This window comes from Streptomyces sp. NRRL S-1813, from assembly GCF_000719605.1.
Classification (GTDB): domain Bacteria; phylum Actinomycetota; class Actinomycetes; order Streptomycetales; family Streptomycetaceae; genus Streptomyces; species Streptomyces decoyicus.
The window spans coordinates 1-25,483 of record NZ_JOHB01000026.1; the positions used below are offsets into that span (position 1 = coordinate 1).

Genomic DNA, 25,483 nt, shown 5'->3' on the forward strand with positions numbered 1-25,483 from the left:
CACCCCCACCGTCACCAGCGCCCCCACCGCGGGCGCACCGCCCAGCCACATCACGCCGACCACGCCCCAGCCGTCCGCGGCCCGCCCGCCGGCCAGCGCACCCAGCGCGATGGCCCCGTTGAACACCGCCACGAACAGGGCGGACGCCGCCTCCCGCGCGGCCGGCGCGGCCGCCATCAGCCAGCTCTGGGTACTGACCGAGACGCCCCCGTAGGCCAGCCCCCATACCGCGACCAGGGCCGCCGCGCCCGGCACCCCCGCGCCACGCCCCAGCAGCGGCAGCAGCAACACCGCCCCCGCGAGCACCCCGCAGAGCACCAGCAACGCCGCCCGCGGCGAGCGCGCCGCCCCGGCACCGGCCGCGAAGTTCCCGGCCAGGCCCGCGACGCCGAAGGCCAGCAGCAGCGTGCTGATCTGCCCCGCCCCCGCGCCGGCCACCTCCTCGAGCACCGGCCGCACATACGTGTACGCCGCGAAGTGCCCCGTGACCAGGAACGCCACCACCAGGAGCCCGGTCCGTACAGGCGCGTCGCCCAGCAGTCCCAGCACGCCCTTCAGCCGCACCACGGTGGCCTCCGGCAGCGGCGGCAGCAGTACGGCCAGCGCGATGGCCACCGCCCCGCAGACCGCGGCCATCGCCACGAACGGCGTGCGCCAGCCGCCCAGTTCACCCACGAGGGCACCGGCCGGCACCCCCAGCACCGAGGCCGCCGCCACCCCACTGAAGACCAGCGAAGTCGCCGCCGCCACCCTCCGCGCGGGCACCAGCCGTACCGCCAGCCCCGCCGCGATCGCCCACACCCCGCCCATCCCCAGCCCCACCAGCACCCGCGCCGCCAGCAGCACCCCGACATTCGGCGCATACGCCGCGAGGAGATTCGCCACCGCGAGCGCGCCCGTCAGAACGGCCAGCACCACCCGCCGGTCCCGCCTCCCCACCAGCAGCGTCACCAACGGCGCCGCCACCGCGGCGACCAGCCCGGTGACCGTCAGCGTCAGCCCCGCCGTCCCGTCCGAGACCCGCAGTTCCCGGCCGATCGGCGTCAACAGCCCCACCGGCAGCATCTCCGACGTCACCACCGTGAACGTCGCGGCCGCCAGCGCCCCCACCGCCGGCCAGCCCCCGCCCGTCCTCCGCCCCAACTCTCCTGTTCTCGCCGCCGCTTCGGCCGTCCGTGCCGCCGTGCCACCCTCGATGTCCGTCATGCCCCCAGCCAACGCCCGCGCCCCCGGGGGAACAACGGCCAACTCCTCACCCTTCTATGAGCAGGACTCATCGATCCACCACCGACGCCCCCGAAGGACACCCATGAGCGGCCCGCCCGCCACGACCGCCGGCCACCGCGCCCCCGGCCTCGAACTCCGCGAGCTGGAGTGCTTTCTCGTGCTCTCCGAGGAGCTGCACTTCGGCCGTACCGGTGAGCGTCTGTACGTCTCGCAGAGCCGCGTCAGCCAGCTCCTGCGCGCCCTCGAATCCCGGATCGGCGCCCGGCTCGTGGACCGCACCAGCCGCCGCGTCCGCCTCACCCCGCTCGGTGAGCAGTTCCGTACGTCCCTGCGCCCCGCCTACGAGGCACTGCGCGCCACCGTGGACAGCGCCCGCAGCGCCGCCCGCGGCATCGAGGGCCGCCTGACGATCGGCTTCCAGGGCACCGCGGACGACCGGATCATGCAGGCCATCGACCTCTTCCACCGTCGCCACCCGGGGTGCGCCACGGAGATCGTCGAGATCCCGCTCTGCGATCCCTTCGGCGCGCTGCGCAGCGGAGCGGTCGATGTCGCGGTCACGCTGCTGCCGGTGGCCGAGCCCGGTCTCGCCCTCGGCCCGGTCTTCTCCGCCCAGCAGCAGACCCTCGCCGTCTCCGTACGGCACCCGCTGGCGTCCCGCGCGGAGATCGACGCCGAGGAGCTCGCCACCGTCGCGCTGATCTCCCCGGACGCTCCCGCGCCCGCGTACTGGCGCGCGGCCCATGCCCCGGCCACCACCCCCCGGGGCCGCCCGATACCCGCCGGCCCCGGCGTCAGCACCCTTCAGGAGGGCCTGACCCTCGCCGCGGCCGGCCGCGGCGGCATGCTGCTGTGCCGGCCCACCGCCGACTACCACGGCCGCCGCGACCTCGCCTTCGTCCCCGTCACCGGCCTGCCGGACTCGGTCCTGGGCCTGGTCCACCACACCGCACGGGAGACGGCCCGGGTGCACGCCTTCCGTACCGCCGTGACGGAGGCCACGAAGGCGGTCGGCACCGCGGCGCGGGCGGCGGATGCCGCACATGTGACGTAGACCTCAAGTGGTCCCGGCCGAGCGGGCCGTCCCGCGCGGACGCCCCGCGCCCGTGACATACACAACAGCGTGACGAACCCAACGAAAGACCCCCGGTCTCCGGATTTCTCCGGAGACCGGGGGTCTCATCTGTGCGCGAGGGGGGAGTTGAACCCCCACGCCCTTTCGGGCACTGGAACCTGAATCCAGCGCGTCTGCCTATTCCGCCACCCGCGCATGGGTGCTGCCGGTTGATTCTCTCACCTGATCCGGGCCGTTTCGTCCGGGTCTTGTGCGAGCGCCTGCCGACATCCAGAACATTAGCACGCTGACGGGGGTGCCTTCACACGCCTTTTCGCCGGTCCCCGCCCCGCGGCAGCCCCGGGCGGCACCCCTCCGTGCCTCGGTCATTCGCCGAGCACTGCCCAAAGGGTTCACACTCGCGGTAGCCGCCACAGGAGCAGGGCCGCCCGGCCCGCCTTCGTGCCGGCCGCCCAGGTCCGGCACCGCGCGATGCCCGACTCCGGCCCCGCCCGGCGGGAGAGGTCGGCGGTTGCGGGACACTGTCTGCGGGGCACATCTACGATCGCAGTGCACGAGCAGTGGGCAAGGAGCAAGCAAGCACCGGGCAACCCTGTGAGGGGCGACACTCGTCCTCAAGGCGGGAAAGGGGAACCAGCCGATTTCCCTACGCGTGGATACGATCAGTAAGCAGTATCAGGACGACTCGATCAGGACGACCCCGTCGAAGACTGAGGAAGGAGGTGCCCCGTGGGAGTACTGAAGCGTTTCGAGCAGCGTCTCGAAGGTCTCGTCAACGGCACCTTCGCCAAGGTGTTCAAGTCCGAGGTGCAGCCCGTTGAGATCGCCGGCGCGCTACAGCGCGAGTGCGACAACAACGCCACCATCTGGAACCGCGACCGCACGGTCGTCCCCAACGACTTCATCGTCGAGCTGAGCACGCCCGACTACGAGCGGCTCAGCCCCTACAGCGGGCAGCTCGGCGACGAGCTCTCCAGCATGGTCCGCGACTACGCGAAGCAGCAGCGCTACACCTTCATGGGCTCCATCAAGGTCCATCTGGAGAAGGCCGACGATCTCGACACCGGCCTGTACCGCGTCCGCAGCCGCACGCTCGCTTCCAGCTCGTCCCAGGACGCCCCGGCGGCGGCCGACCGGAGCGCCGCGGCGCCCCGCGGCAGCCGTCCCGGCGGCGGCCACGTGAGCCCGCCCCCCATGCCTTCGTCCCCGCCTCCCGGCGGCGCGCAGCCCGTACCCCGTACGGCACCGCCCGGTGCAGGACCGCAGCCCGCCGCGCAGACCAGGCGCTGGATCGAGATCAACGGCAACCGCCACCAGATCTCGCGCCCGACGCTCGTGCTGGGCCGCAGCACCGACGCTGACGTACGGATCGACGACCCGGGTGTCTCCCGGCGTCATTGTGAGATCCGGGTCGGAACGCCCCCCACGATCCAGGATCTGGGTTCCACGAACGGCATCGTGGTAGACGGGCAGCACACCACTCGCGCTACTCTCCGCGACGGCTCGCGGATTGTCGTGGGCAGTACCACCATCGTTTACCGGCAAGCCGAAGGGTGAAGCGGGGGCAATGTCAGAGCTGACCCTCACGGTCATGCGGTTGGGTTTCCTCGCCGTACTGTGGCTGTTCGTCATCGTGGCCGTTCAGGTCATCCGCAGCGATCTGTTCGGCACGCGTGTCACACAACGCGGTGCCGCCCGGCGCGGCGGACAAGAAGCGCGTCCGCAGCGTCAGGCTGCGCCACCGCAGCAACAGCAGCAGCGCCGCCAGGAAGGCGGCCGCGGCAACAATCGTCAGCGGCGCGGAGCACCCACCAAGCTGGTGGTCTCCGAGGGCTCGCTGACCGGCACCACCGTCGCCCTCCAGGGCCAGACCATCTCTCTGGGCCGTGCGCACGACTCCACGATCGTGCTGGACGATGACTACGCGTCCAGCAGGCATGCCAGGATCTACCCGGACCGTGACGGCCAGTGGATCGTCGAGGATCTCGGTTCCACCAACGGCACGTATCTGGACCGGACCCGGCTGACGACCCCGACACCGATTCCGCTGGGTGCCCCGATCCGCATCGGCAAGACCGTCATCGAGCTGCGGAAGTAGTACGACAATGAGCGAGCGGAGCGAGCGAGCCGCGACGGTCCACTCGGCGGACCCGGGCGTGCTCCCGACCGGAGGGTGGGCAGTGTGGCTCGACGAGACCGGCTGTACCCCGAGCCGACGGGTGAGGTGCACATGAGCTTGTCACTGCGCTTCGCCGCCGGATCGCACAAGGGCATGATCCGCGAGGGCAACGAGGACTCCGGCTATGCCGGACCACGACTGCTCGCCATCGCCGACGGCATGGGCGGCCAGGCCGCCGGTGAGGTCGCCTCCTCCGAGGTGATCTCCACACTCGTCCAGCTCGACGACGACGTCCCCGGCTCCGACCTCCTCACCTCGCTGGGCACGGCCGTCACACGCGCCAACGACCAGCTGCGGGTGATGGTCGAGGAGGACCCCCAGCTGGAGGGCATGGGCACGACCCTGACCGCCCTGCTGTGGACCGGACAGCGGCTCGGCCTCGTCCACGTCGGCGACTCGCGTGCGTACCTGCTGCGGGACGGCGTGCTGACGCAGATCACCCAGGACCACACGTGGGTGCAGCGGCTGGTCGACGAGGGCCGGATCACCGAAGAGGAAGCCACCACCCATCCGCAGCGGTCGCTGCTGATGCGGGCGCTGGGCAGCGGCGATCATGTCGAGCCCGATCTGTCGATCCGTGAGGTGCGGGCCGGCGACCGGTATCTGATCTGCTCGGACGGACTGTCCGGGGTCGTCAGCCACCAGACGCTGGAAGAGACCCTCGCCAGCTACCTCGGGCCGCACGAGACGGTGCAGGAGCTGATCCAGCTCGCCCTGCGCGGTGGCGGACCCGACAACATCACCTGCATCGTCGCCGACGTCCTGGACGTGGACGGCAACGAAACGATGGCGGGACAGCTCAACGACACCCCGGTCATCGTCGGCGCCGTCGCGGAGAACCAGAACCAGCTCAGCGACCCCAGCACGATGCAGACTCCCGCCGCCCGGGCCGCCGAACTCGGCCGGGCGGGCGGGCCGCCGTCCGGTCCCGGTGGTGCCTTCGGGCCGCCCGGCAGCGGGGACCAGGACGTCGTCGGGCCGCCGCAGGGTTCGTTCGGCGCGTTCATCGACGAGGACTTCGTCAAGCCCCGCCGGCGCGGAAGGTGGATCAAGCGGTCGCTGTTCATCGCGCTGGCGCTGGCCGTCGTAGGCGGCGGGTGCTACGCGGGCTACAACTGGACGCAGACCCAGTACTTCGTCGGTGCCAAGGACAACCACATCGCGCTCTACCGGGGCATCAGCCAGGACCTCGCGTGGATAAAGCTCAACGGCGTGGACGAGGATCACCCCGAGATCGAACTCAAGTACCTGCCGCCGTACCAGCGCAACCAGGTCAAGGAGACGATCGCGGTCGACAGCCGCACGCAGGCGGGCGAAAAAGTCACCGAGTTGAGTCAACAGGCCAATGCCTGCCGTACTAAGGAGCAGCGGGAGGCCGCCGAGCGCGAGGCGGCGCGCCACCCGGGCAAGGGACAGGCGGGCACGCCGGCCAAGCCCGGTTCGCCGTCCAAGCCCGGTTCTCCGTCCGGTTCGCCGAGCGCCAGTTCCGGTTCCGGCGGCAAGGCGGGCAACGCGAGCGGTGCCGGCACGGCCGGCACGCTGGCGGCGACCGTGACTCCGAAACCCACACCGACCACCAGCCAGGCCCCCTCCGAGGAGCAGCAGAAGCTGGAAAGAAATTGCAGCACCCAGCAGTGAGGTCGTAGGGGGCCGTAGATCTTATGAGCAGCACCACCAACACCACCACCATCGGCACCATCGGAGCCCCGAGCCGCCGCAACACCGAACTGGCGATGCTCATCTTCGCGGTGCTGATCCCGGTGTTCGCGTACGTCAACGTCGGTCTGGCGAAGGACGGTTCGGTTCCGGCCGGCGTACTGGGCTACAGCCTGGGCCTCGGCCTGCTGGCCGGCGTCGCGCATCTCGTCGTCCGCAAGTGGGCGCCGTACGCCGACCCGCTGATGCTGCCCATCGGCACCCTGCTCAACGGTCTGGGTCTGATCTTCATCTGGCGGCTGGACCAGGAGCCCTCGCTCGGCAAGGCGATGGCGCCCAACCAGTTGATGTGGTCGACCCTCGGCGTCGCCTTCTTCCTCGCCATCCTGATCTTCCTCAAGGACCACCGCGTCCTCCAGCGCTACACCTACATCTCGATGGTGGTCGCGCTGGTGCTGCTGGTCGCGCCGGTGTTCTTCCCCGGTGTGAACGGCGCAAAGATCTGGATCACGATCCCGGGTCTCGGCTCGCTTCAGCCCGGTGAGTTCGCGAAGATCATCATCGCGATCTTCTTCGCCGGCTATCTGATGGTGAAGCGGGACGCGCTGGCGCTGGCCAGCCGCCGCTTCATGGGGCTCTACCTCCCGCGCGGCCGTGACCTCGGTCCGATCCTCGTCATCTGGGCGCTGAGCCTGATGATCCTGGTCTTCGAGACCGACCTGGGTACCTCGCTGCTGTTCTTCGGCCTGTTCGTCGTGATGCTGTACGTCGCGACCGAGCGGACCAGCTGGATCGTGTTCGGTCTGCTGCTCAGCGCCGGCGGCGCGGTCGCGGTGGCGACGTTCGAGTCGCACGTCCAGACGCGTGTCCACAACTGGCTCAACCCGCTGGAGCTGCTCAACGGCGGTGTCACCGAAACCGCCCAGGCGATGTACTCCTTCGGCTCCGGCGGCATCCTCGGCTCCGGTCTGGGGCAGGGCTACTCCCGGCTCATCCTCGGCATCGCGCCGAAGAGCGACTACATTCTCGCCACGGTGGGCGAGGAAGTCGGGCTCGCCGGGCTGATGGCGATCCTGCTGCTGTACGGCCTGCTGATCGAGCGCGGTATCCGTACGGCGCTGGCCGCCCGCGACCCGTTCGGCAAGCTGCTGGCGATCGGCCTGTCCGGCGCCTTTGCGCTCCAGGTCTTCGTCGTCGCCGGCGGTGTGACGGGCCTGATCCCGCTGACGGGTATGACGATGCCGTTCCTCGCCCAGGGTGGCTCGTCCGTGATCGCCAACTGGGCACTGGTCGCCATCCTGCTCCGGATCAGCGACACCGCGCGCCGCCCGGCGCCGGCTCCTGCCCCGTCCACCGACGCCGAGATGACCCAGGTGGTCCGCCCGTGAACAAGCCCCTGCGCCGGGTCGCGATCTTCTGCGGCCTGCTCGTCCTCGCTCTGCTGGTCCGCGTCAACTGGGTGCAGTTCGTCCAGGGTGACGCCCTCAAGAACGACCCGCACAACCGCCGGGTCGCCATCGAGCGCTACAGCACTCCGCGCGGCAACATCATCGTGGACGGCAAGGCCATCACCGGCTCCACGACCACCGACAGCGGCGACTTCAAGTACAAGCGCACGTACAAGAACGGCAAGATGTGGGCGCCGGTCACCGGCTACGCCTCGCAGGCCTTCGACGCCAACCAGCTCGAGAAGCTCAACGACGGCATCCTCAGCGGCACCGACGACAGGCTCTTCTTCAGCCGCACGGTCGACATGTTCACCGGCAGCAAGCAGAAGGGCGGCAACGTGGTGACCACCCTCGACGCCAAGGCCCAGAAGGCCGCCTTCGACGGCCTCGGCACGCAGAAGGGCGCGGTCGCCGCGATCAACCCGGAGACCGGCGCGATCCTGGCCCTGGCCAGCACCCCGTCGTACGACCCGTCCACCTTCGCCGGGATGAGCAACAAGGACGCCGAGGCGTACAGCGCGCTGCAGAAGAAGGCCGACCCCGATGAGCCGATGCTCAACCGGGCGCTGCGCCAGACCTACCCGCCCGGCTCCACGTTCAAGGTCGTCACGGCCTCGGCGGCGCTGGAGAACGGGCTCTACGACGGCGTCGACTCCAAGACCCGGTCGCCGCTGCCCTACACACTCCCCGACACCTCGGGTATCGAGCTGAAGAACGAGGGCAACATCCCCTGCGAGAACGCCACGTTGCGTGAGGCGCTGCGGGTGTCCTGCAACACGGTGTTCGGCAAGATCAGCGCGGACCTCGGCAACAAGAAGATGAAGGCCGAGGCCGAGAAGTTCGGCTTCAACGACCCGGGGATCAACACTCCGGTCCGCGCCTCGGAGAGCATCTTCCCCAAGGACAACCGGCCGCAGAACGCGATGGCGGGCATCGGGCAGGCCTCCAACCGCGCCACACCGCTCCAGATGGCCATGGTCGCCTCGGCGGTCGCCAACGGCGGCAAGCTGATGAAGCCGTACATGGTCGACAAGCTGGTGGCGCCGAACCTCAACGTCGTGCAGCAGCACACGCCGCAGGAGATGGACCAGCCGCTCAGCCCGGAGAACGCCCAGAAGGTCCAGAGCATCATGGAGACCGTGGTCAAGGAGGGCACGGGAACCAACGCCCAGATCCCCGGCGTCACCGTCGGCGGCAAGACCGGTACCGCGCAGCACGGCGAGAACAACAAGGACAACCCGTACGCCTGGTTCATCTCCTACGCGAAGACCGACAAGGGCACCCCCGTCGCGGTCGCCGTCGTCATTGAGGGATCCGACACGCTTCGCGACGACATCGCCGGCGGAAAGCTTGCCGCTCCGGTCGCAAAGCGCGTCATGCAGGCGGTACTCGAAGGCGAGAAGTGACTCGGGTCATGCCAATACCGGTCACGTATCAGGTTGCGGCTCCGGCCCGGTCCGGTACGGCGTGCCGGGTACGGTATGCCCGGACAGCACACCGCCGGACCACACACCGGTGCGGTCGGGACTGACGGAGAGGGCTGGAGAAGCTTATGGAAGAGCCGCGTCGCCTCGGCGGCCGGTACGAGCTGGGCTCGGTGCTCGGCCGCGGTGGCATGGCCGAGGTGTACCTCGCGCATGACACCCGCCTGGGCCGCACCGTAGCTGTGAAGACGCTGCGGGTGGACCTCGCCCGTGACCCGTCCTTCCAGGCCCGGTTCCGCCGTGAGGCCCAGTCGGCCGCCTCGCTGAACCATCCGTCGATCGTCGCGGTCTACGACACCGGCGAGGACTACGTCGACGGTGTCTCGATCCCGTACATCGTCATGGAGTACGTCGACGGCTCCACGCTGCGTGAGCTTCTGCACTCCGGAAGAAAGCTGCTGCCCGAGCGGTCGCTGGAGATGACCACCGGTGTCCTCCAGGCGCTGGAGTACTCCCACCGGGCCGGCATCGTCCACCGCGACATCAAGCCGGCCAACGTCATGCTGACGCGCACCGGCCAGGTCAAGGTCATGGACTTCGGCATCGCCCGCGCGATGGGCGACGCCGGTATGACGATGACGCAGACCGCGGCGGTCATCGGCACCGCGCAGTACCTCTCGCCCGAGCAGGCCAAGGGTGAGCAGGTCGACGCCCGCTCCGACCTGTACTCCACCGGCTGTCTGCTCTACGAGCTGCTCACCGTGCGGCCGCCGTTCGTCGGTGACTCACCGGTCGCGGTGGCCTATCAGCATGTCCGCGAGGAGCCGCAGAAGCCGAGCAACTTCGACCCCGAGATCACGCCGGAGATGGACGCCATCGTCCTCAAGGCGCTGGTCAAGGACCCGGACTACCGCTATCAGTCGGCCGACGAGATGCGGGCCGACATCGAGGCGGCGCTGGACGGCCAGCCGGTCGCGGCGACCTCCGCCATGGGCGCGGCGGGCTACGACCAGGACCAGCCGACCACCATGCTGCGGCCGCAGGACCCGGCCGGCCAGACCTCCATGCTCCCGCCGATGAACCCGGACGACGGGGGCTACGGCTACGACGATCGCGGCGACCGGCGCCGTGGTGGCGGCCAGAAGAAGAGCAACACCTCGACGATCCTGCTGGTGCTGGCCGCCGTCCTCGTCCTGGTCGGTGCGATCTTCATCGGCAAGGCGATGTTCAGCGGCAACAACAAGGGCGGCGGCACCACTCCGGTGCCCAACCTCGTCGGCAAGACCCTCAAGGAAGCCAAGGCCTACGGGCGGAACGGCACCTTCAAGGTCGCCGAGGGCGGCCGCAAGTCCTGCGACAACGTCAAGAAGGGCCAGGTCACCTCCCAGGAGCCGGCAGCCGGCAGAGAGATCGACAAGAACGAGACGGTGACCGTCACGCTGTGCTCGGGTGCCACCAAGGTCACGGTTCCGGACGTCAAGGGCCTCACGTTCCAGAAGGCGGCCGACGAGCTCGGCCGCAAGGGCTTCGACAAGGTCAAGCAGACCCAGAAGGTCTCCGACCGCACGCCGGGCACCGTGATCGACCAGGACCCCCCGGGCCAGAGCGAGGCGACCAAGAACACCGAGATCACGCTGACCATCGCCCAGGAGTCCCCCAAGCGGAACGTCCCGGACGTCAAGGGCCAGGACTTCGCGGCCGCCGAGAAGCAGCTGACCGACAACGGCTTCAAGGTCAGCAAGAGCGAGCAGGAAGTCCCCGACCCGAACCAGGTCGGCAAGGTGCTCGACCAGAGCCCCGTTGGCAACACCCAAGCCAAGATCGGCTCCACGGTGACTCTCACGGTCGGCAAGGCAGGGGCTCAGACACCGGTCCCGGGTGTGGTCGGCCAGACCCTGAAGGACGCGAAGCAGGCGCTCCAGCAGGCCGGGTTCACCAACATCCAGCTCGCCGGCGGCAGTTCGCAGGACGACAACGCCCGCGTGATCACCCAGGATCCACCGGCGAACACACCGTCGGACCCCAAGTCCACCACCGTGACGCTGACGACCGTTGATGGTGGCGGCAACGGGGGCAATGGCAACGGCGGCTTCATCGGCGGACCGTTCGGAGGCGACGGCTAGCGGTCCCCGTACGGAAGCGACGCGGAGCCCCGGCAGCCTTCAAGGCGGCCGGGGCTCTCGCCTTACCGTGCCCCTCGTGCGCCGAACGACCGCCGTGGCATCTCGCCGCTTCGGGGTTCCTTTCACCGGCAGCGGTCACCCCGCCATTACGCGGTGTGTTCAGTGCGACGGTCCACACCCCCGGCCGCCCCCGCCCGGCGCGCCAGAGCCCCTCAGGTCCTGGCCCTGAGGGGCTCTGGCGCGCGCCGGACCTGCGCTAGCGGAGTTCCTTCGGCGGCGTGCGGTCCGCGTCGACCTTCTCGGTGCGCTCCAGCTCGCCCCAGACGACGTAGCGGTAGTTCGAGGTGAAGACCGGGGTGCAGGTCGTCAGGGTGATGTAGCGGCCCGCCTTGTGCTTGCCGGATTCCTTCGGGATGTCGTCGAGGACGTCCACGTTGTACTTCGAGGTCTCGGGCAGCGTCGCGAAGACCTTGTAGACGTACCAGGTGTCCTTGGTCTCGAAGACGATCGGGTCGCCGTCCTTGAGCTTGTCGATGTGGTGGAATTTCGCGCCGTGGCCGTCACGGTGCGCGGCGAGGGTGAAGTTGCCCTTCTTGTCCTTGGGCAGCGCCGACTTGACCGGCTTGGTGTAGTAACCGGCCACCCCCTCGTTGAGGATCTCGGAGTCGGTGCCCTTCTCGACCAGTACCTCGCCGTTGTTCATCACCGGTACGTGCAGGAAGCCGATGCCGTCCTTGGTGTCCAGCTTCCCCGGCCCCTTGGGCCCGCTGTCCGCCCAGTGCTGACGCACCTGGTCGCCCTGCTTGTGCGCTTCGCGGTCGGCGAGGACGTTGGTCCACCAGAGCGAGTAGGCGACGAACAGGCCCAGGATCAGCCCGGCGGTGATCAGCAGCTCGCCGATGACGCTGATGACGGCGGCGATGGTCCTGCGCACACGGCGCGGCTTGGCTGGCGGCGCGGCCCGGTCGCACTCCTCGTCGGTTCCGGTTGCGGTCACCGCGTTGCACCCCTCTTATGTTGGCTCAGCCGGCGAGCGCATCCGGTTTGCCCTTGCTCCGCGGCCGCTCGTCGACCATTTTGCCCCAGACGATCATCCGGAAGGTACTGGTGAACTCCGGAGTACATGTCGTCAGGGTGATGTAGCGGCCGGGCCCGGTGAATCCCGAACCGGGCGGCACGGGGCCGATCACGCTGGTGTTGCTCGGAGACGTCTGCGGGAGGATGCTCTCCATCTCGTACGTGTAGTACGCGCTCTTGGTCTCAACAACGATCTTGTCGCCCTTGGTGAGGCGGTTGACGTAGCGGAACGGCTCACCGTGAGTGTTGCGATGGGCCGCCACCGCGAAGTTGCCCTTCTTGTCCCAGGGCATCGCCGTCTTGATCCCGCTGTTCTTGTCGTAGTGCCCGACCATGCCGTGGTCCAGCACTCTGTGCTTGTCGATCCCCTCGGCTATCGGCGCCTTCACATCCAGCTTGGGGATATACATGATCCCGAAGCGCTCACCGTCCGCGAGATTCTTCTTCTCGCCGCCGCCCTTGTCCCACTCGTGCTGAAGGGTGTTGGCGGCGCCGCCCGCCTCCTGCTCGGCCATCACATTCGTCCACCACAGCTGATAGGTGACGAACAGCAGCATCAGCACGCCGAGGGTGATGAACACTTCGCCCAGCGCGCGGCTGGCAATCAGGCTGGGGCTGTCCTTGGCGGCTCGCGCGGCCTGCCGGGCCTCCAGCCGGGACATGGGGGCGGACGCCGCTTCAGATGCGGTCGCAGCAGCCTCTGCGGTGGCGACCGCGCCACTGTGGCGACCGCGCCTGCCGCCCCGTTTGGCGGCCTCCTGAGCGGCCTTCCGCCGGGCCGCTCTCCCTCCGGAGGCCGGGTTCGCCGCATCCGACGTCTCGGTTTCACGTGAAACCGAGTCCTCGGTTTCACGTGAAACGGTCTCGCCGCCGGGCTCCTCGGCCTGACGCAGCGCCATGGTCTCGTTGTCGTCCAGCCACGGCGTGGGGACAGCTGCCGCGGCCGGAGCGGGACGCACGGACGGCGCGGGGGCAGGCGGTACCGGTGCCTCCGGCGCGGCATAGGTCTGGGGTATCGGCTCGGTCGACGCGGGGCGGGAGTCATGGCCCGAGCCATATCCCTGGCCGTAGGCGGCCGTCTCGGCGCCGTACGACGGGCGGTCCGGCCGGGACGGGCGTTCCGGCTCCAGATGCGGGCGGAACCACGGAGAGCCCTGTCCCCCGCCCTCCTGAGCCGCCTTGCCCCGCCGTCGCCCCCGGCCCGGCTGCCCGTACGGACCGGGCGCGGGCGCCGGTGACGCCTGACCCGGCAGCGGATCGTTCAACGGGTCGTCGAGCTGCTCCACTGCCGCCTCGAACGCATCGGGGTGCCCGTGCGGATCCTGTCCGTGCGGCTCCTGCGGCGCGTACGACTGCTGCGGGTCGTTCGGCTCGTAGGATCTCCCTTCGCGCTCGGGGCGTAGGTCGGTCACGTGCCGGCCTTGCCGACCACCGGGGCCAGCCCCGTAGAGCGCTCCACCGCCCCCTTGTCGCCGCACTCGACGAGCCAGTTGGCGAGCATCAGGTGCCCCCACTCCGTCAGGACCGATTCGGGGTGGAACTGCACGCCCTCGACCGGAAGTTCGCGGTGCCGCAGGCCCATGGCGATCCGTCCGCCGGGGGCATCCTCGGACACCGTCCAGGCGGTGACGACCAGCTCGTCGGGGACGGTGGCCGTTTCGACGGACAGGGAGTGATAGCGGGTGGCGGTGAAGGGGGACGGCAGACCGGAGAAGACGCCGGCGCCTTCGTGGGTGACGAACGAGGTCTTGCCGTGCAGCAGCTCCGGCGCACGGTCCACCACACCGCCGTACGCGACCGCCATCGACTGCATGCCCAGGCACACTCCGAAGACCGGGACGCCGGTCTCCGCGCAGTGCCGGACCATGTCGACGCAGACGCCGGCCTGCTCGGGAGTGCCGGGACCGGGCGACAGCAGCACTCCGTCGAAGCCGTCCTGAGCGTGCCGCGGCGCGACCTCGTCGTTGCGCAGCACCTCACATTCGGCACCCAGCTGGTAGAGGTACTGGACGAGGTTGAAGACGAAGCTGTCGTAGTTGTCGACGACGAGAATCCGTGCGGTCATCGGACGGCTGCCATCCCTTGGTCGACAGTGACGTCATTGAAGGGGAGCAAGGGCTCCGCCCACGGAAAGACGTACTGGAAGAGTACGAAGACGACCGCCAGCGCGAGCACCAGTGAAATCAGCGCCTTCACCCACGTGTTGCCCGGCAGATGCCGCCAGATCCAGCCGTACATGCTGTCGCTGTCCCCTTGCCGATGCCGATGACGATGTCGATTGCGACACCAGAGTAAGGGGCGAGGGCGGGCACAGGTGGGTCAGCCGGTCAAAGCCGATGGCCTTCCCTGCGCCGCGGGTTGGGTGGAATCCAGGTGTGCCCAGGCGATCAGCCGGTGGCTGTGGCCCCATTCCGGCTCGCAGGTGGTCAGCGTGAGATAGCGTCCGGGGCCGTTGAAGCCGGATTTCCGCGGTACGGGGTCGATCACCCCGATGTCGGTGGGCAGCGTCGTATAGGGCCGGTTGTCGATGCGGTAGGTGAACCAGGTCGTCCCGTCGGTCAGCACCACGGCGTCGCCGGGGCGCAGCCGCGGGAAGTCCTTGAAAGGGTCGCCGTAGGTGCGGCGGTGGCCGGCGACGGAGAAGTTGCCGGTCTGGCCCAGGCGCGCGGTGCGGTCGTAGTGGCCGAGGCCGCGCTTGAGGACATCGGTCGCGGTGCCTTCGAGCACGGGCTTGGCCCAGTCGGCGCCCAGGCGCGGGATGTACATGACGGCGAAGGAAGCGCCCGGTGTGTAGCGGCGGGGCGGCTCGGCCGGTGCGGACGTGCTGCCGGGGGCCGGCTTCCGGTCGGGGGGCTGCTTGCCGCCGGGGCCGGTGACGGAGCCCGTGGACCACTGGTCCTGGAGCTTGCCGATCTCGCCGTCCATGGCGTTGTCGGCCCGTACGCCGGTCCAGAAGAGGACATAGACCACGAACAGCACGATCAGTGCGCCGACGGTGACGCAGATTTCGCTGAGCGTCCGCACGATCCACCGCACCGTTCTCCGGCCCCGCAGCGTCATCCTGCCCCGCCCCTCCCGCCGCCCCGCGGCGTGCGGGCTACGGCTTCACAGGCTGTGCGTAGTGGAGATCCACTGTGCCGGAGTAGCCGGGAAGAGTCACCGCTTCGTGCTGGTCGACTTTCCAGCCCAGGCCGTAGGCGTTCACGTACTGGAGGTAGTTCTGGATGGCGGGGGAGGCTGTCAGCGCGTTGGTGAGGGCCTCGCGGTCGCCGACGGCGGTGACCTTGTACGGCGGGGAGTAGACCCGGCCCTGGAGGATCAGGGTGTTGCCGACACAGCGCACCGCGCTGGTGGAGATCAGCCGCTGGTCCATGACCTTGATGCCCTTGGCGCCGCCCTGCCACAGGGCGTTCACCACGGCCTGTAGGTCCTGCTGGTGGATGACCAGGTCGTTGGGCTGCGGCTCGGGCACGCCGGGGATTTTGGCGGCGGCGTTCGGCGGGGCGTCGGTGAGGGTGACCGTCACGCCCTGGCCCTTCACCGGCTTGGTGCCCGCACTCTTCTCCAGCCCCTTGACCTTGGCTTCCTCGGCCTTGGAGTGGCCGTTGTCGCGCCGCGCTAGGGCGTCGACATCCTGCCGCAGGGTGGCGTTGCGGTCGTCCTGGGAGCCGTTTTTGTGGCTGCGTTCCTGGATGAGGTCGGACAGCCGCAGCATCGAGTCGTCCGAGCGCAGATTCGTGCCCCGCGCGGTGTCGAAGCTCAGCCAGAACAGCAGTCCGGCGAGCGCGAACACAATGAGGGTGAGAAACCGCACGGGCCGCAGACGGGGACGAGTGGGGCGGTCGGGGGAGTCAGCGGAATTGCTCAACGTACCCTTACTCCTTACGGCGCCGCGGAAGCACTACGCTAACGGACGCCCGGGAAAAGGAATCCGCTCCCCACCGCGTCCGTGCCCCGGCACACATCTCGTACCTCCCCGCGGATGGGGGAACCGCCCGCTCGCGCTGGTCGGGGGCGGGGGAGCAGCGCATCGACAGGAGAGTTCCTCGTGCCGAAGTCACGGATCCGCAAGAAGGACGACTTCACGCCGCCGCCGGCGAAGACCACCAACCTGAAGATGAGCTCAGGCCGCGGGTGGGTGGCGCCGCTGATGCTGGCGATGTTCCTGATCGGGTTGGTGTGGATCGTGATGTTCTACGTGTCCGAGGGCGATCTGCCGATCGCGGCCATGGGCAACTGGAACATCGTGTGCGGCTTCGGCTTCATCGCGGTGGGCTTCGGCGTATCCACCCAGTGGAAGTAGCGCAAGCCCTGCCCAAGGCCATCCACACGGTTATCCACAGCCGGGGAAAACTTCAGAAGATCTGTGGATAACCTTCCGGCGGTTGACGCCGGTGTGATCGGCGGCACCCCCGCCCGGCCTGCGTCTGCCCGCATCCTTACTGGGGAAACGCAGGTCAGGGCGGTCCGCCACGGGCGTCCCGCACAGCATGCACAAGATCGGCCACGTACTGTGGACAACTTGACGCGACGGGCTCCTCAGCTCACCAGCCCAACGGTCCGTACCCACACCACCGCGCCGACCGCGAGCAGCGCGACCACACACGTCGCGGCCTGCACCAGGGTCCGGCGGTCACGCGGCGCGTGCACCATCCCGAACGCCACCGCGGCACCCACGACCAGGCCGCCGACATGGGCCTGCCAGGCGATGTTCGGCCACAGGAACGTGAAGACCAGGTTGAGGCCGAGCAGGATCAGCACGGGCTTCATGTCGTAATTCAGCCGCCGCAGCAGTATCGCCGTGGCGCCGAGCAGCCCGAAGATCGCGCCGGAGGCCCCCAGCGAGGGCTGGTTCTGCGCGGCGAGAAGATACGACAGCGCGCTGCCGCCCAGGCCGGAGAGCATATAGAGCGCGATGAACCGCAGCCGGCCGAGCGCCGCTTCCAGGGGCGGCCCCAGCCACCACAGCGACAGCATGTTGAAGGCGATGTGCGCGATCTGCTGGTGCAGGAACATCGCGGTCAGCAGGCGGTACCACTCGCCCTCGGCGACGCCGACGAGCTCGCCGCGGCCCGGGTCGAAGGCCAGCCCGAGCAGATCGAGCCGGTTGACCAGCTCGTCGCCGGTCGCCAGCACGGCGACGAAGACGGCGAGGTTCAGGCCCAGCAGGATCTTGGTGACCAGCCGCGGATCGGCCGCGATCGTGCCGCCCGCGATCGTGCGCGGCGCCGTCGCCTGCGGCGCATGGCCGGTGCCGCTGCCGCCGCGTACACAGTCCGGGCACTGGAAGCCGACCGAGGCGCTGACCATGCACTCGGGGCATATCGGCTTGTCACAGCGGGTACAGCAGATGCCGGTCGGGCGATCCGGGTGGCGGTAGCAGCCCGGCAGGCCGTTATTTCCCTGCGCGTCCTGCGGCTTCTGTGGGCTGCCTGGCACCTGGTCCATCCGTCCCCTCGTCCTCTTCTCCGTCCGGGCGCTTCCACGCTCCACCCGCCCGCCCGGCCCTGGACGAGCCTCGCGCCCCGCCTGATGTACGACCGGGCGGGGCGCAATGGTTCCCCGGACCTGGCCGGGGCGCAAGAGGCGGCTCAGCGGGTCTCGACGACCACCGACTCGATGACGACGTCCTGGACGGGACGGTCGGTGCGCGGGTTGGTCTGGGTGCCGGCGATGGCGTCGACGACCTTCTTGCTCGCCTCGTTGCTGACCTCACCGAAGATGGTGTGCTTGCCGGTCAGCCACGCGGTCGACCCGACGGTGACGAAGAACTGCGAGCCGTTCGTGCCCGGACCGGCGTTGGCCATGGCCAGCAGGTACGGCTTGTTGAAGGCCAGGTCGGGGTGGAACTCGTCCCCGAACTCGTAACCGGGGCCGCCGGTGCCGTTGCCCAGCGGGTCGCCGCCCTGGATCATGAAACCGCTGATCACCCGGTGGAAGACGGTGCCGTCGTACAGCCGGTCCGTGGACTTCTTGCCGGTCGCCGGGTGGGTCCACTCCCGCTCACCCTTGGCGAGCTCGACGAAGTTCTTGACCGTCTTGGGTGCATGGTTCGGCAGGAGCCGAATCTCGATGTCGCCCTGATTCGTCTTCAGGGTGGCGTAGAGCTGCTCAGCCACGATCTACCTTCCATAAGTCTTCGCTGACGGTTCCCGATCCTCGCACGGACCGGCCCTCCAGTTGTCCGACCACGGCCCCGCACAGACCTTCGCGCCGTTTTCACCCTCGCCCGGCCACGACCGCCCCCACGAGCCGCACACGGCCTCGTGCATGTCGGCCGGTCCCCGCTTCCTGACATCTTTCGTGCTGATTTCCTGCGCCCGGAGCGGCGAATCGTGGCATTGTCGTCAAGAAGGCTCCGGAAGGTCCGCAATGACCCGGATGCCCGCTCGCACATGCCGTACGGCGCATGAGCGGGCATGATCTTCAAACGGGTGGACAGGCGACACAGCAGACATGGGGGACCAGCCCCCCAAGCCCCGGACACGCCACCGAGGAGGAGGATCCCGTGACCCGCAAGGACAGCGTGCGCGCCGCGACCGGTACGGCCAAGGACAGCGTGCGGCACGCCGCGGAGGTGGTAGCTCCTTATGCCGGTACGGCCAAGGACGCCGCCGTGCATTTCGCTCACGAGGCCCGGACGCGAGCGGCTCCCAAGGTGGCCGAGGCCGCCCACCAGGCACGTGCGCAGTACGACACCCATCTGCACCCCCGTATCGAGCACGCCCGTGGCACGCTGCCGCCCAAGGTGGACGCGGCCGCGACCCGGGCGGCCTGCCGGACCCGTAAGGCGGCCCGCCAGGCGGCCGACTACACGGCACCGCGGCTGGAGCACGCCGTGACTCACGCACGTGCCGCGGCCGAACCCGTACGCGAGGAAGCGCTGGCCCGCGGTACCGCCGCGCTCGCCGCACTCCGCGGCCAGGTGACGGCCGCCGAGATCGCCAAGCTCCAGAAGAAGCACAGCCGGCGGGCCAAGTGCGGGAAGCTCGCCAAACGCCTCGCCGTGCTGGGCATCCTGGCCGGCGGTGCGGTCGCCGCCTGGAAGTGGTGGGACAAGCAGGCCAACCCGGACTGGCTGGTCGAGCCGCCGGCCCCCACCGAGGTCAGCGACCGCGGACGGCTGAGCGCGGTCGACGGCAGCGAGGGCGCCTCGCTCGACCCCGACATCCAGGCCAAGCAGGCCGAGGCGGAGGCCGACGAACGCGGCGGCGGCACCACCGCCTGACCGCGGACCGCCGCACCATCACCGGGCCGTGTCCCCACCCCGTACGAGGGGCGGCGGGCACGGCCCGGTCGCGTAGGACCGGCGCAGCTGCCACGGCGAGCGGGCCAACACCTCGTCAGGAAACACAAAAGCCCTCCTGACCAGCGACGACGCCGATCGGAAGGGCTTTGGGAGTGGAGCCTAGGGGAGTCGAACCCCTGACATCTGCCATGCAAAGACAGCGCTCTACCAACTGAGCTAAGGCCCCTTCGCCGACCAGGGTACCCGGTGTCCGGCCGCTTTCCCGACCGGGTATCGCCGCACACCGTCGCTCTCCGTAGGATGCTTCGCGAGATTCGCGGCAGCGAAGCGACCGGGGAGACAGGGGAGACGGTATGGACGCAGCACAGCAGGAAGCCACCGCACGGGCCCGGGAACTTCAGCGCAGTTGGTACGGAGAGCCTCTGGGTGCGCTGTTCCGCCGTCTCATCGACGATCTCGGTCTCAACCAGGCCCGGCTCGCCGCTGTGCTCGGTCTGTCGGCCCCGATGCTGTCGCAGCTGATGAGTGGCCAGCGCGCGAAGATAGGCAACCCGGCCGTGGTGCAGCGGGTGCAGGCGCTGCAAGATCTGGCCGGCCAGGTCGCCGACGGCAGCGTGAGCGCCGGCGAGGCCACCGACCGCATGGAGGAGATCAAGAAGACGGCGGGGGGATCGGTGCTCAACAACACCGCACAGCAGACGTCGTCGACGGGGGCGACCACGGTGCGGCGCGTGGTGCGGGAGATCCAGTCGCTGCTGCGGTCGGTCTCCGACGCCGGGGACATCATCGATGCGGCGAACACCCTCGCCCCCGCTCACCCCGAACTGGCAGAGTTCCTCCGGGTCTACGGTGCCGGTCGCACCGCGGACGCGGTCGCCCACTACGAGGCGCACCAGAGTTAGCCACAGGGGACGTTGCGAGTTCAGAAGGCGGACGGGGCGCAATGGGTGAGATCTTCGCCGGTCGGTATGAACTGATCGACCCGATCGGACGGGGTGGGGTGGGCGCTGTCTGGCGCGCCTGGGACGCCCGGCGCCGCCGCTACGTTGCCGCCAAGGTGCTGCAACAGAGCGACGCGCACACACTGCTGCGCTTCGTCCGTGAACAGGCCCTGCGGATCGACCATCCGCATGTGCTGGCCCCGGCGAGCTGGGCCGCGGACGACGACAAGGTGCTGTTCACCATGGATCTGGTGAACGGCGGCTCGCTGGCGCATCTGATCGGGGATTACGGCCCGCTGCCGCCGCGGTTCGTGTGCCTCCTCCTGGACCAGCTGCTGGCCGGGCTGACCGCGGTGCATGCGGAGGGCGTGGTGCACCGGGACATCAAGCCGGCGAACATCCTGCTGGAGGCCACCGGTACCGGCCGGCCGCATCTGCGGCTGTCGGACTTCGGCATCGCGATGCGCAAGGGTGAGCCGCGGCTGACCGAGACCAACCTCGTGGTGGGCACGCCCGGTTACTTCGCACCGGAGCAGCTGCTGGGTGCCGAACCGGACTTCCCCGCGGACCTGTTCGCGGTCGGCCTGGTCGCGCTCTATCTGATCACCGGCACCAAACCGGACGCCGACGGCCTGATCCAGCACTTCTCCCGGCACGGCATCCCGAACGCGCCCGAGGGGGTGCCGGAGCCGCTGTGGCAGGTGCTGGCGTCCTTGGTGCACCCCGACCCGGAAGCCCGGTTCAGGACGGCCACGGGGGCGCGTAAGGCCGTCATCGCGACGGTGGAGTTGCTGCCGGACGCGACGATCGAGGAAGAGATCGTCGAAGTCTTCGACCACATAGGCCCGCTGCCGGCCGGCTTCGGGCCCGACGGCCCGCTGCGTACCAAGGATGCCGACGGTCCCGCGACGGCCGGTGCCACCGCAGGCACGGCGGCCACCGGGCACCTCTCCATGTCGGACACCGGCAGCTTCCAGCTCGCGCCCCCGGAGCCGAGCATCGCCTCGGGGCCGGGCACCTCGTCGGGGCCGGGCACCTCGGCGACGGCCCCGCCGATGCCGGTGCCGGACAGTTCGGCTGCCGGCCAGGCCGGTTCGCTCACGGGATACGGCGATACGCCCACGGGTCACGGCGGTTCGCCCACCGGACACGGCACCCCGGGCGGACCCGACACCACGTCCGGCCGGCGCCCGATGCCTCCCCCGCCTCCGGCGCCCTCGTACGAGCCCACGGCCGCCGTCCACCCGGAGTCCGCAACCCGTCCCTATACGGCGGGCCCGCTCCCGGTCCCCGGACCGGCCCTGGGCGGCACCCCTGCCGTCGCCCAGGCCGCGGCGCGGCCCGTCCCGTACAGGAAGCCGGGACCGCCCGCGAAGGTCGCCATCCCGGTGCTGATCGTGGCGTTGCTGTGCATCGCGGTCGGGATCTGGGCACTGGTGACCGCCTGAGAGGGCGCCTGAGGGCGCGCCATGGGGCGCACCACCAGACGGGCCCACCCGAACCCTCGGACGCCCGCTACCAGCCCTGTGGCCGCTCGAACTGCCCGTTGGGCTGAGCCTGTTGGGCCGTCTGTGTCGACTGTCCCGGCAGGGTGGGCTGACCGCCCGGTCCGCCCACCGCGGCCGGCCCGGCCGGCGCACCCGCCGCAACGGCCGGGGACCGCCGCGCCATCAGCGTCCACGCTCCCAGCCCCGCCAGCAGCACCACCCCCGTGCCGATGCCGGCGTAGGCCACCGTCAGCAGGGTGCCGCTCTTCGCCGCCTCCTGCGCGGTCCGGCCCTCGTGCGCCGTCTCCCGGTCCTCGGGTGTGACGGAGAAGGTGTCGGTCGGCGCGGCGTAGCCGGGCCCCTCCTCGGCGGCGCCACGGACATCCACCCGGAGAGTGAGCTCCGCGCCCTTGGGGAAGTACTTGGCGGCATCGGGGTGCAGGCTGACCTCGAGGTAGTACCAGCCCGCGAACCGCATCGCCCCGACCGAGTCGGTCGCGTTGAAGCGGTTACCGTAGTCGACGGGCGCGGTGAACTGCTTCGCCGCGGCCGGCTTCCCCGTGTACGGGACGAAGCTGACGTGGCCGACCGCACCGCGCGCCGGATTGTAGACACCCAGCCCGAGCACCCTGGTGACGAACCCGGACGCTCCGGAGGACGCGTTCGGCAGCTCCGCGCTCAGGTTGAGCCGCTGTCCCCAGTCCACCGGTACGCGGTAGAACCGGGTCTCGCCCGGCGTGATCCGGTCCTTCCACACCCCGGTGTCGACCGACCCCGCGTCGTTGAAACCGGTGCCGCCCTTGGCGCTGCGCTTGGTGGCGTCCGTGCGTGGGGCCGGCGTGGTGGTGCTCCAGCTGCCCTGGCCCGGCGGCGCGGGGGTGTTGCCCTTGAGCGGGGGCTCGTCGAGGTAGTTCAGTTCGAGCGGCCAGGCGTCGGGGCCGGAGGTCGCCGAACCCTCGCGAGTGATCACCAGGTAGTACGGGCCGGCCTTCTGGCACTCCGTCCGGTCCGCGCCGATGCGACGGGTGGCGTAGTCGGCCAGCGGATACGCCATGCCGCCGCCATTGAAGGACGGGCTGGCTCCCGTGCCGCAGGTCGTACCGTCGCTGTCCTGGACGCTGATGGTCAGCTTGTCGCCGTAGTCCTCGACCTTGGTGCCGGGCTTGGGCGCCGCGACGGCCGAGAAGTACGCGCTGGTCCTGTCGTCCAGGGTGACGGCGTAGTACTTCTGCTCGCCGCGCTTGATGGAGTCGGTGTGCAGTCCGGGTTTGAGCTGCGGCGCATCCGCGGCACTGGAGGTGCCCTTGGCCGCCGTGGCGCCGTCCCCCGTCCGGTAGCCGGGTATGGACTCTGCCGAGGCCACGCCCACCGTCCCCGGCAGAATCGCCACCACGGCGAGCGCCGCCAGTACGGCCATGCCCCTGTTCGTCGTGCGCCCCGTCACCACGAGCCACCCCTCATCGGATCGGAATTCCCGGCGCCGGCCTGCGGCTTCCTGCGAGCCCGCCCGTAGGCCACCGCGAGACCGGCCAGCAGCAGTACGCCCACTCCACCGATGGCGACGGCCACCACACGTCCTGTGGACCATCCTCCACCGCCGCCGGGCGTGCCGTCCGCCGAGCGCCCGGAATCGCCGGGGGAGACCTCGGCCCGGACCGCGGACGCCCCGGCCTGCGGGCCGCTCTTCTCCTGGCCCAGCACCGCGATCCGCAGCACCACACCGATCTGCGGGTGCTGCGCGATCTCGGCGGCCTTGGCCCCCAGCGTCACCGCGAGGTAGAAGTCGCCGTTGCGGTGCACGGGGACGACGTCGGGGTGCGTCTCGTAGCGATTGGTCCAGGCGACCGGGACCGTCCCCATGCTGAGCGACGCCGGCCGCCCGCTGTAGGACACCTGGGGACTGAACTGGCCGGTACCGCTGCCGACCGGCGCGCGGAACGGTGTGTAGACCTGGGTGCCGCCGTAGGACGTATGCGCGCTGTAGCCCTTGACCGTCGGCTCGTTGGCGAACTCCACGTCGTAGCGCAGTTGCTGGCCCCAGCCGACCGGCACCTTGTACCAAAGGGTCTGCGCCGGCAGGACCTTGTCCCGCCAGACGCCCTGGTGCAGCGTACGGGCGTCATTGAAGCCGGTGCCGCCGGTGACGTCCTGGGGGGCGGTGGTGGGCAGCGAGGCGTCCTTGCCGCCCGCGCCGTACTCCGGCTCCGACTGTGCGGGCGTGACGCCCTTCTTCAGCGGATGTTCCACGTGAAACGTCAGCTCCACCGGCCACCGGGCGGCGTCCGTCCCCTTGGCGGCCTTGCGCTCGACGACCAGCCAGTACCGCCCGGCCTTGTCACATCCGCCGTTGCCACCCTGCGTGGGGATACGGCTGACGCCCGAGGTCAGCGGTGTCGCACCCTCGTGCTGCCCGAACCTCTCGGAGGTGGAATCACAGGAGCCGGCGGTGCCGTACGCGATCCGGGTGCGCAGCATGTCGAGGGAGTCGACGGCCGCGCCGGGCTGGGGCACCACGGTCGCCGAGAAGTCGGCCGTCGAGACGGCATCCAGGCCGGCGGCGTAGTACCGCTCTTCGTTGGGCCCGATGGTGTCCAGGTACTGCCCGGGGACGATGCCGGGTGCACCGCTGGGGGTCGTCGTCCCGCGGATCTGCTTGCCCTTGAAGCGGTAGCCGTCCGCGGAGAGTTGGCCGGCCCGCTGAAGCTGGCGGGCGAGCGCCCTGGCGTCCGGGGCGTCGTAGTACCGCCCCTTGCCGGCCTTCGCGATGCACTCCAGCTGTGCGCGGGCCTCGCCCGCCACCTGGAAGCCGATGGCATCGATGTGCAGATCGACGCCGGACGCGGCGAGTTGGGCGGCCACCTTGCAGGGCGGCGGTGCCTGGCAGTTGTCCTCGCCATCGGAGATCAGCAGGATCGTGCGCTTGCCGGTCGCTCCGCCGACGGGCCGGGGAAGGTCACCGGCCGCCTTGCGCAGGGAGAGCCCGATGGGGGTGTCGCCCTTGGGCCGGACGCCCGCGACGGCCCGCTTGAGGCCCGCCCGGTCGAGGGCGGCGACCGGCTGGGCGAGCCGGGTGTCGTCACAGCCCTTGGCCTTGTCGGCACCGTAGACCCGCAGGCCGGTGGGGTAGCCGTCGGGCAGGGCGTCGGCGACCGTGCCGACGGCCTTACGGGCGGAAGCGATCCGGGTGCTGCCGGAGCCGTCGTCCCCGGCCATCGAGCCGGACGAGTCGAGCACCATCACCATCCCGGTGCCCTCGGCGGCCTGGGCCCCGGCCGGTGTGGTCGCGGTGGCCTGAAGTGGCCCGACGGTCAGGGCCAGAAACAGCCCCCCGAGCAACGCCACCACCCCTCTGCACGGTCGTTGTGCCATGTCCTGGTCCCCCCTGTGCCCTGCCGGTCACCTCAGAATTTGCTACCGCAATCTACTGATGTGCTATAGCAAACTCAAGAGGGCTGCCGTCACGGTCCTGCAACGAGATCCAGCCACCCTGACACGACCTGCGGCACCCCGGAACCGGACCGCCCCGCCCGCCCCCGGACGCACGAAACCCCGATCACCCAGGGGCAATCGGGGTCCGTGCGAACGAACTGTGGGGGG

General features: G+C 69.9%; 22 protein-coding genes and 2 tRNA genes. 11 read left to right on the top strand and 13 right to left on the bottom strand.

What is annotated here, in order from left to right; genetic code table 11:
* Positions 1-1,206: MFS transporter (locus IF67_RS0128680; protein WP_063754401.1), on the bottom strand; the 1,206-nt coding region annotated here is incomplete at its 3' end.
* A 103-nt stretch (positions 1,207-1,309) separates the two neighbouring features.
* On the opposite strand from IF67_RS0128680, the gene IF67_RS0128685 reads away from it, so the two are divergent.
* Positions 1,310-2,281 (top strand): LysR family transcriptional regulator, encoded by a 972-nt coding sequence (locus IF67_RS0128685; RefSeq protein WP_030990535.1) that lies wholly within the window; start codon positions 1,310-1,312, stop codon positions 2,279-2,281.
* A 132-nt stretch (positions 2,282-2,413) separates the two neighbouring features.
* On the opposite strand, the gene IF67_RS0128690 is transcribed toward IF67_RS0128685, so the two are convergent.
* Positions 2,414-2,497: transfer RNA gene (locus tag IF67_RS0128690), tRNA-Leu, on the bottom strand.
* Between the two features lie 534 nt (positions 2,498-3,031).
* On the opposite strand from IF67_RS0128690, the gene IF67_RS0128695 reads away from it, so the two are divergent.
* The 6 genes from IF67_RS0128695 (at position 3,032) to pknB (ending at position 11,132) form a co-directional block, all read left to right on the top strand.
* On the top strand, positions 3,032-3,859 hold the full coding sequence (locus IF67_RS0128695; RefSeq protein WP_030990537.1) for an FhaA domain-containing protein: 828 nt from the start codon (positions 3,032-3,034) through the stop codon (positions 3,857-3,859).
* A 10-nt stretch (positions 3,860-3,869) separates the two neighbouring features.
* On the top strand, positions 3,870-4,400 hold the full coding sequence (locus IF67_RS0128700; protein ID WP_030990539.1) for an FHA domain-containing protein FhaB/FipA: 531 nt from the start codon (positions 3,870-3,872) through the stop codon (positions 4,398-4,400).
* Positions 4,401-4,532: 132 nt separating this feature from the next.
* Positions 4,533-6,119 carry a PP2C family protein-serine/threonine phosphatase gene (locus IF67_RS0128705; RefSeq protein ID WP_030990541.1) on the top strand — a complete coding sequence of 529 codons (1,587 nt, stop codon included), beginning with the start codon at positions 4,533-4,535 and terminating at the stop codon, positions 6,117-6,119.
* Between the two features lie 23 nt (positions 6,120-6,142).
* A complete protein-coding gene (locus IF67_RS0128710) occupies positions 6,143-7,525 on the top strand; it encodes an FtsW/RodA/SpoVE family cell cycle protein (RefSeq protein ID WP_030075665.1) in 1,383 nt (460 codons plus the stop codon).
* Positions 7,522-8,991 (top strand): peptidoglycan D,D-transpeptidase FtsI family protein, encoded by a 1,470-nt coding sequence (locus IF67_RS0128715; protein ID WP_030990543.1) that lies wholly within the window; start codon positions 7,522-7,524, stop codon positions 8,989-8,991. The genes IF67_RS0128710 and IF67_RS0128715 overlap by 4 nt, the downstream gene beginning before the upstream one ends.
* Before the next feature lie 146 nt (positions 8,992-9,137).
* On the top strand, positions 9,138-11,132 hold the full coding sequence (gene pknB, locus IF67_RS0128720) for a Stk1 family PASTA domain-containing Ser/Thr kinase (RefSeq protein WP_030990545.1): 1,995 nt from the start codon (positions 9,138-9,140) through the stop codon (positions 11,130-11,132).
* 256 nt (positions 11,133-11,388) lie between these two features.
* On the opposite strand, the gene IF67_RS0128725 is transcribed toward pknB, so the two are convergent.
* The 6 genes from IF67_RS0128725 to IF67_RS0128750 all read right to left on the bottom strand — a co-directional run bounded on the left by IF67_RS0128725 (position 11,389) and on the right by IF67_RS0128750 (position 16,077).
* Positions 11,389-12,129, bottom strand: coding sequence for a class E sortase (locus tag IF67_RS0128725; protein WP_030990547.1), 741 nt, complete (start codon positions 12,127-12,129; stop codon positions 11,389-11,391).
* Between the two features lie 25 nt (positions 12,130-12,154).
* Complete coding sequence (locus IF67_RS0128730) at positions 12,155-13,621, bottom strand: class E sortase (RefSeq protein WP_030990549.1); 1,467 nt, start codon at positions 13,619-13,621, stop codon at positions 12,155-12,157.
* A complete protein-coding gene (locus IF67_RS0128735) occupies positions 13,618-14,274 on the bottom strand; it encodes an aminodeoxychorismate/anthranilate synthase component II (RefSeq protein WP_030990550.1) in 657 nt (218 codons plus the stop codon). Before IF67_RS0128735 ends, IF67_RS0128730 begins: the two co-directional genes overlap by 4 nt.
* Positions 14,271-14,447 (bottom strand): hypothetical protein, encoded by a 177-nt coding sequence (locus IF67_RS44400; RefSeq protein ID WP_006604449.1) that lies wholly within the window; start codon positions 14,445-14,447, stop codon positions 14,271-14,273. The genes IF67_RS0128735 and IF67_RS44400 overlap by 4 nt, the downstream gene beginning before the upstream one ends.
* Before the next feature lie 81 nt (positions 14,448-14,528).
* A complete protein-coding gene (locus IF67_RS0128745; protein WP_030990552.1) occupies positions 14,529-15,269 on the bottom strand; it encodes a class E sortase in 741 nt (246 codons plus the stop codon).
* Between the two features lie 37 nt (positions 15,270-15,306).
* Positions 15,307-16,077: a DUF881 domain-containing protein gene (locus IF67_RS0128750; protein WP_030990554.1), complete on the bottom strand. Its 771-nt coding sequence runs from the start codon at positions 16,075-16,077 to the stop codon at positions 15,307-15,309.
* A gap of 180 nt (positions 16,078-16,257) precedes the next feature.
* Here IF67_RS0128750 and crgA point away from each other — a divergent pair, with 180 nt between their 5' ends.
* Complete coding sequence (crgA, locus tag IF67_RS0128755; protein ID WP_018092078.1) at positions 16,258-16,512, top strand: cell division protein CrgA; 255 nt, start codon at positions 16,258-16,260, stop codon at positions 16,510-16,512.
* Between the two features lie 236 nt (positions 16,513-16,748).
* Here the strand turns inward: crgA and IF67_RS0128760 are convergent, their stop codons facing one another.
* Positions 16,749-17,657, bottom strand: coding sequence for a rhomboid family intramembrane serine protease (locus tag IF67_RS0128760; RefSeq protein WP_030990556.1), 909 nt, complete (start codon positions 17,655-17,657; stop codon positions 16,749-16,751).
* 143 nt (positions 17,658-17,800) lie between these two features.
* The gene (locus IF67_RS0128765; protein WP_030990558.1) at positions 17,801-18,328 is read right to left on the bottom strand and encodes a peptidylprolyl isomerase; all 528 of its coding nucleotides are present in this window, start codon (positions 18,326-18,328) and stop codon (positions 17,801-17,803) included.
* A 389-nt stretch (positions 18,329-18,717) separates the two neighbouring features.
* On the opposite strand from IF67_RS0128765, the gene IF67_RS0128770 reads away from it, so the two are divergent.
* The gene (locus IF67_RS0128770; protein ID WP_030990559.1) at positions 18,718-19,437 is read left to right on the top strand and encodes a DUF5324 family protein; all 720 of its coding nucleotides are present in this window, start codon (positions 18,718-18,720) and stop codon (positions 19,435-19,437) included.
* A 174-nt stretch (positions 19,438-19,611) separates the two neighbouring features.
* On the opposite strand, the gene IF67_RS0128775 is transcribed toward IF67_RS0128770, so the two are convergent.
* Positions 19,612-19,684: transfer RNA gene (locus tag IF67_RS0128775), tRNA-Ala, on the bottom strand.
* A gap of 127 nt (positions 19,685-19,811) precedes the next feature.
* Between IF67_RS0128775 and IF67_RS0128780 the strand changes: the two genes are divergently transcribed.
* Both IF67_RS0128780 and IF67_RS0128785 read left to right on the top strand, forming a co-directional pair.
* A complete protein-coding gene (locus IF67_RS0128780) occupies positions 19,812-20,360 on the top strand; it encodes a helix-turn-helix domain-containing protein (RefSeq protein ID WP_030075693.1) in 549 nt (182 codons plus the stop codon).
* A 41-nt stretch (positions 20,361-20,401) separates the two neighbouring features.
* Positions 20,402-21,847, top strand: coding sequence for a serine/threonine-protein kinase (locus IF67_RS0128785; protein WP_030990561.1), 1,446 nt, complete (start codon positions 20,402-20,404; stop codon positions 21,845-21,847).
* A gap of 67 nt (positions 21,848-21,914) precedes the next feature.
* Here IF67_RS0128785 and IF67_RS0128790 read toward each other — a convergent pair whose 3' ends face one another.
* A complete protein-coding gene (locus tag IF67_RS0128790) occupies positions 21,915-23,303 on the bottom strand; it encodes a hypothetical protein (RefSeq protein ID WP_234341387.1) in 1,389 nt (462 codons plus the stop codon).
* Positions 23,304-23,326: 23 nt separating this feature from the next.
* The gene (locus IF67_RS0128795; RefSeq protein ID WP_051818694.1) at positions 23,327-25,255 is read right to left on the bottom strand and encodes a VWA domain-containing protein; all 1,929 of its coding nucleotides are present in this window, start codon (positions 25,253-25,255) and stop codon (positions 23,327-23,329) included.
* Between the last annotated feature and the right edge of the window lie 228 nt (positions 25,256-25,483).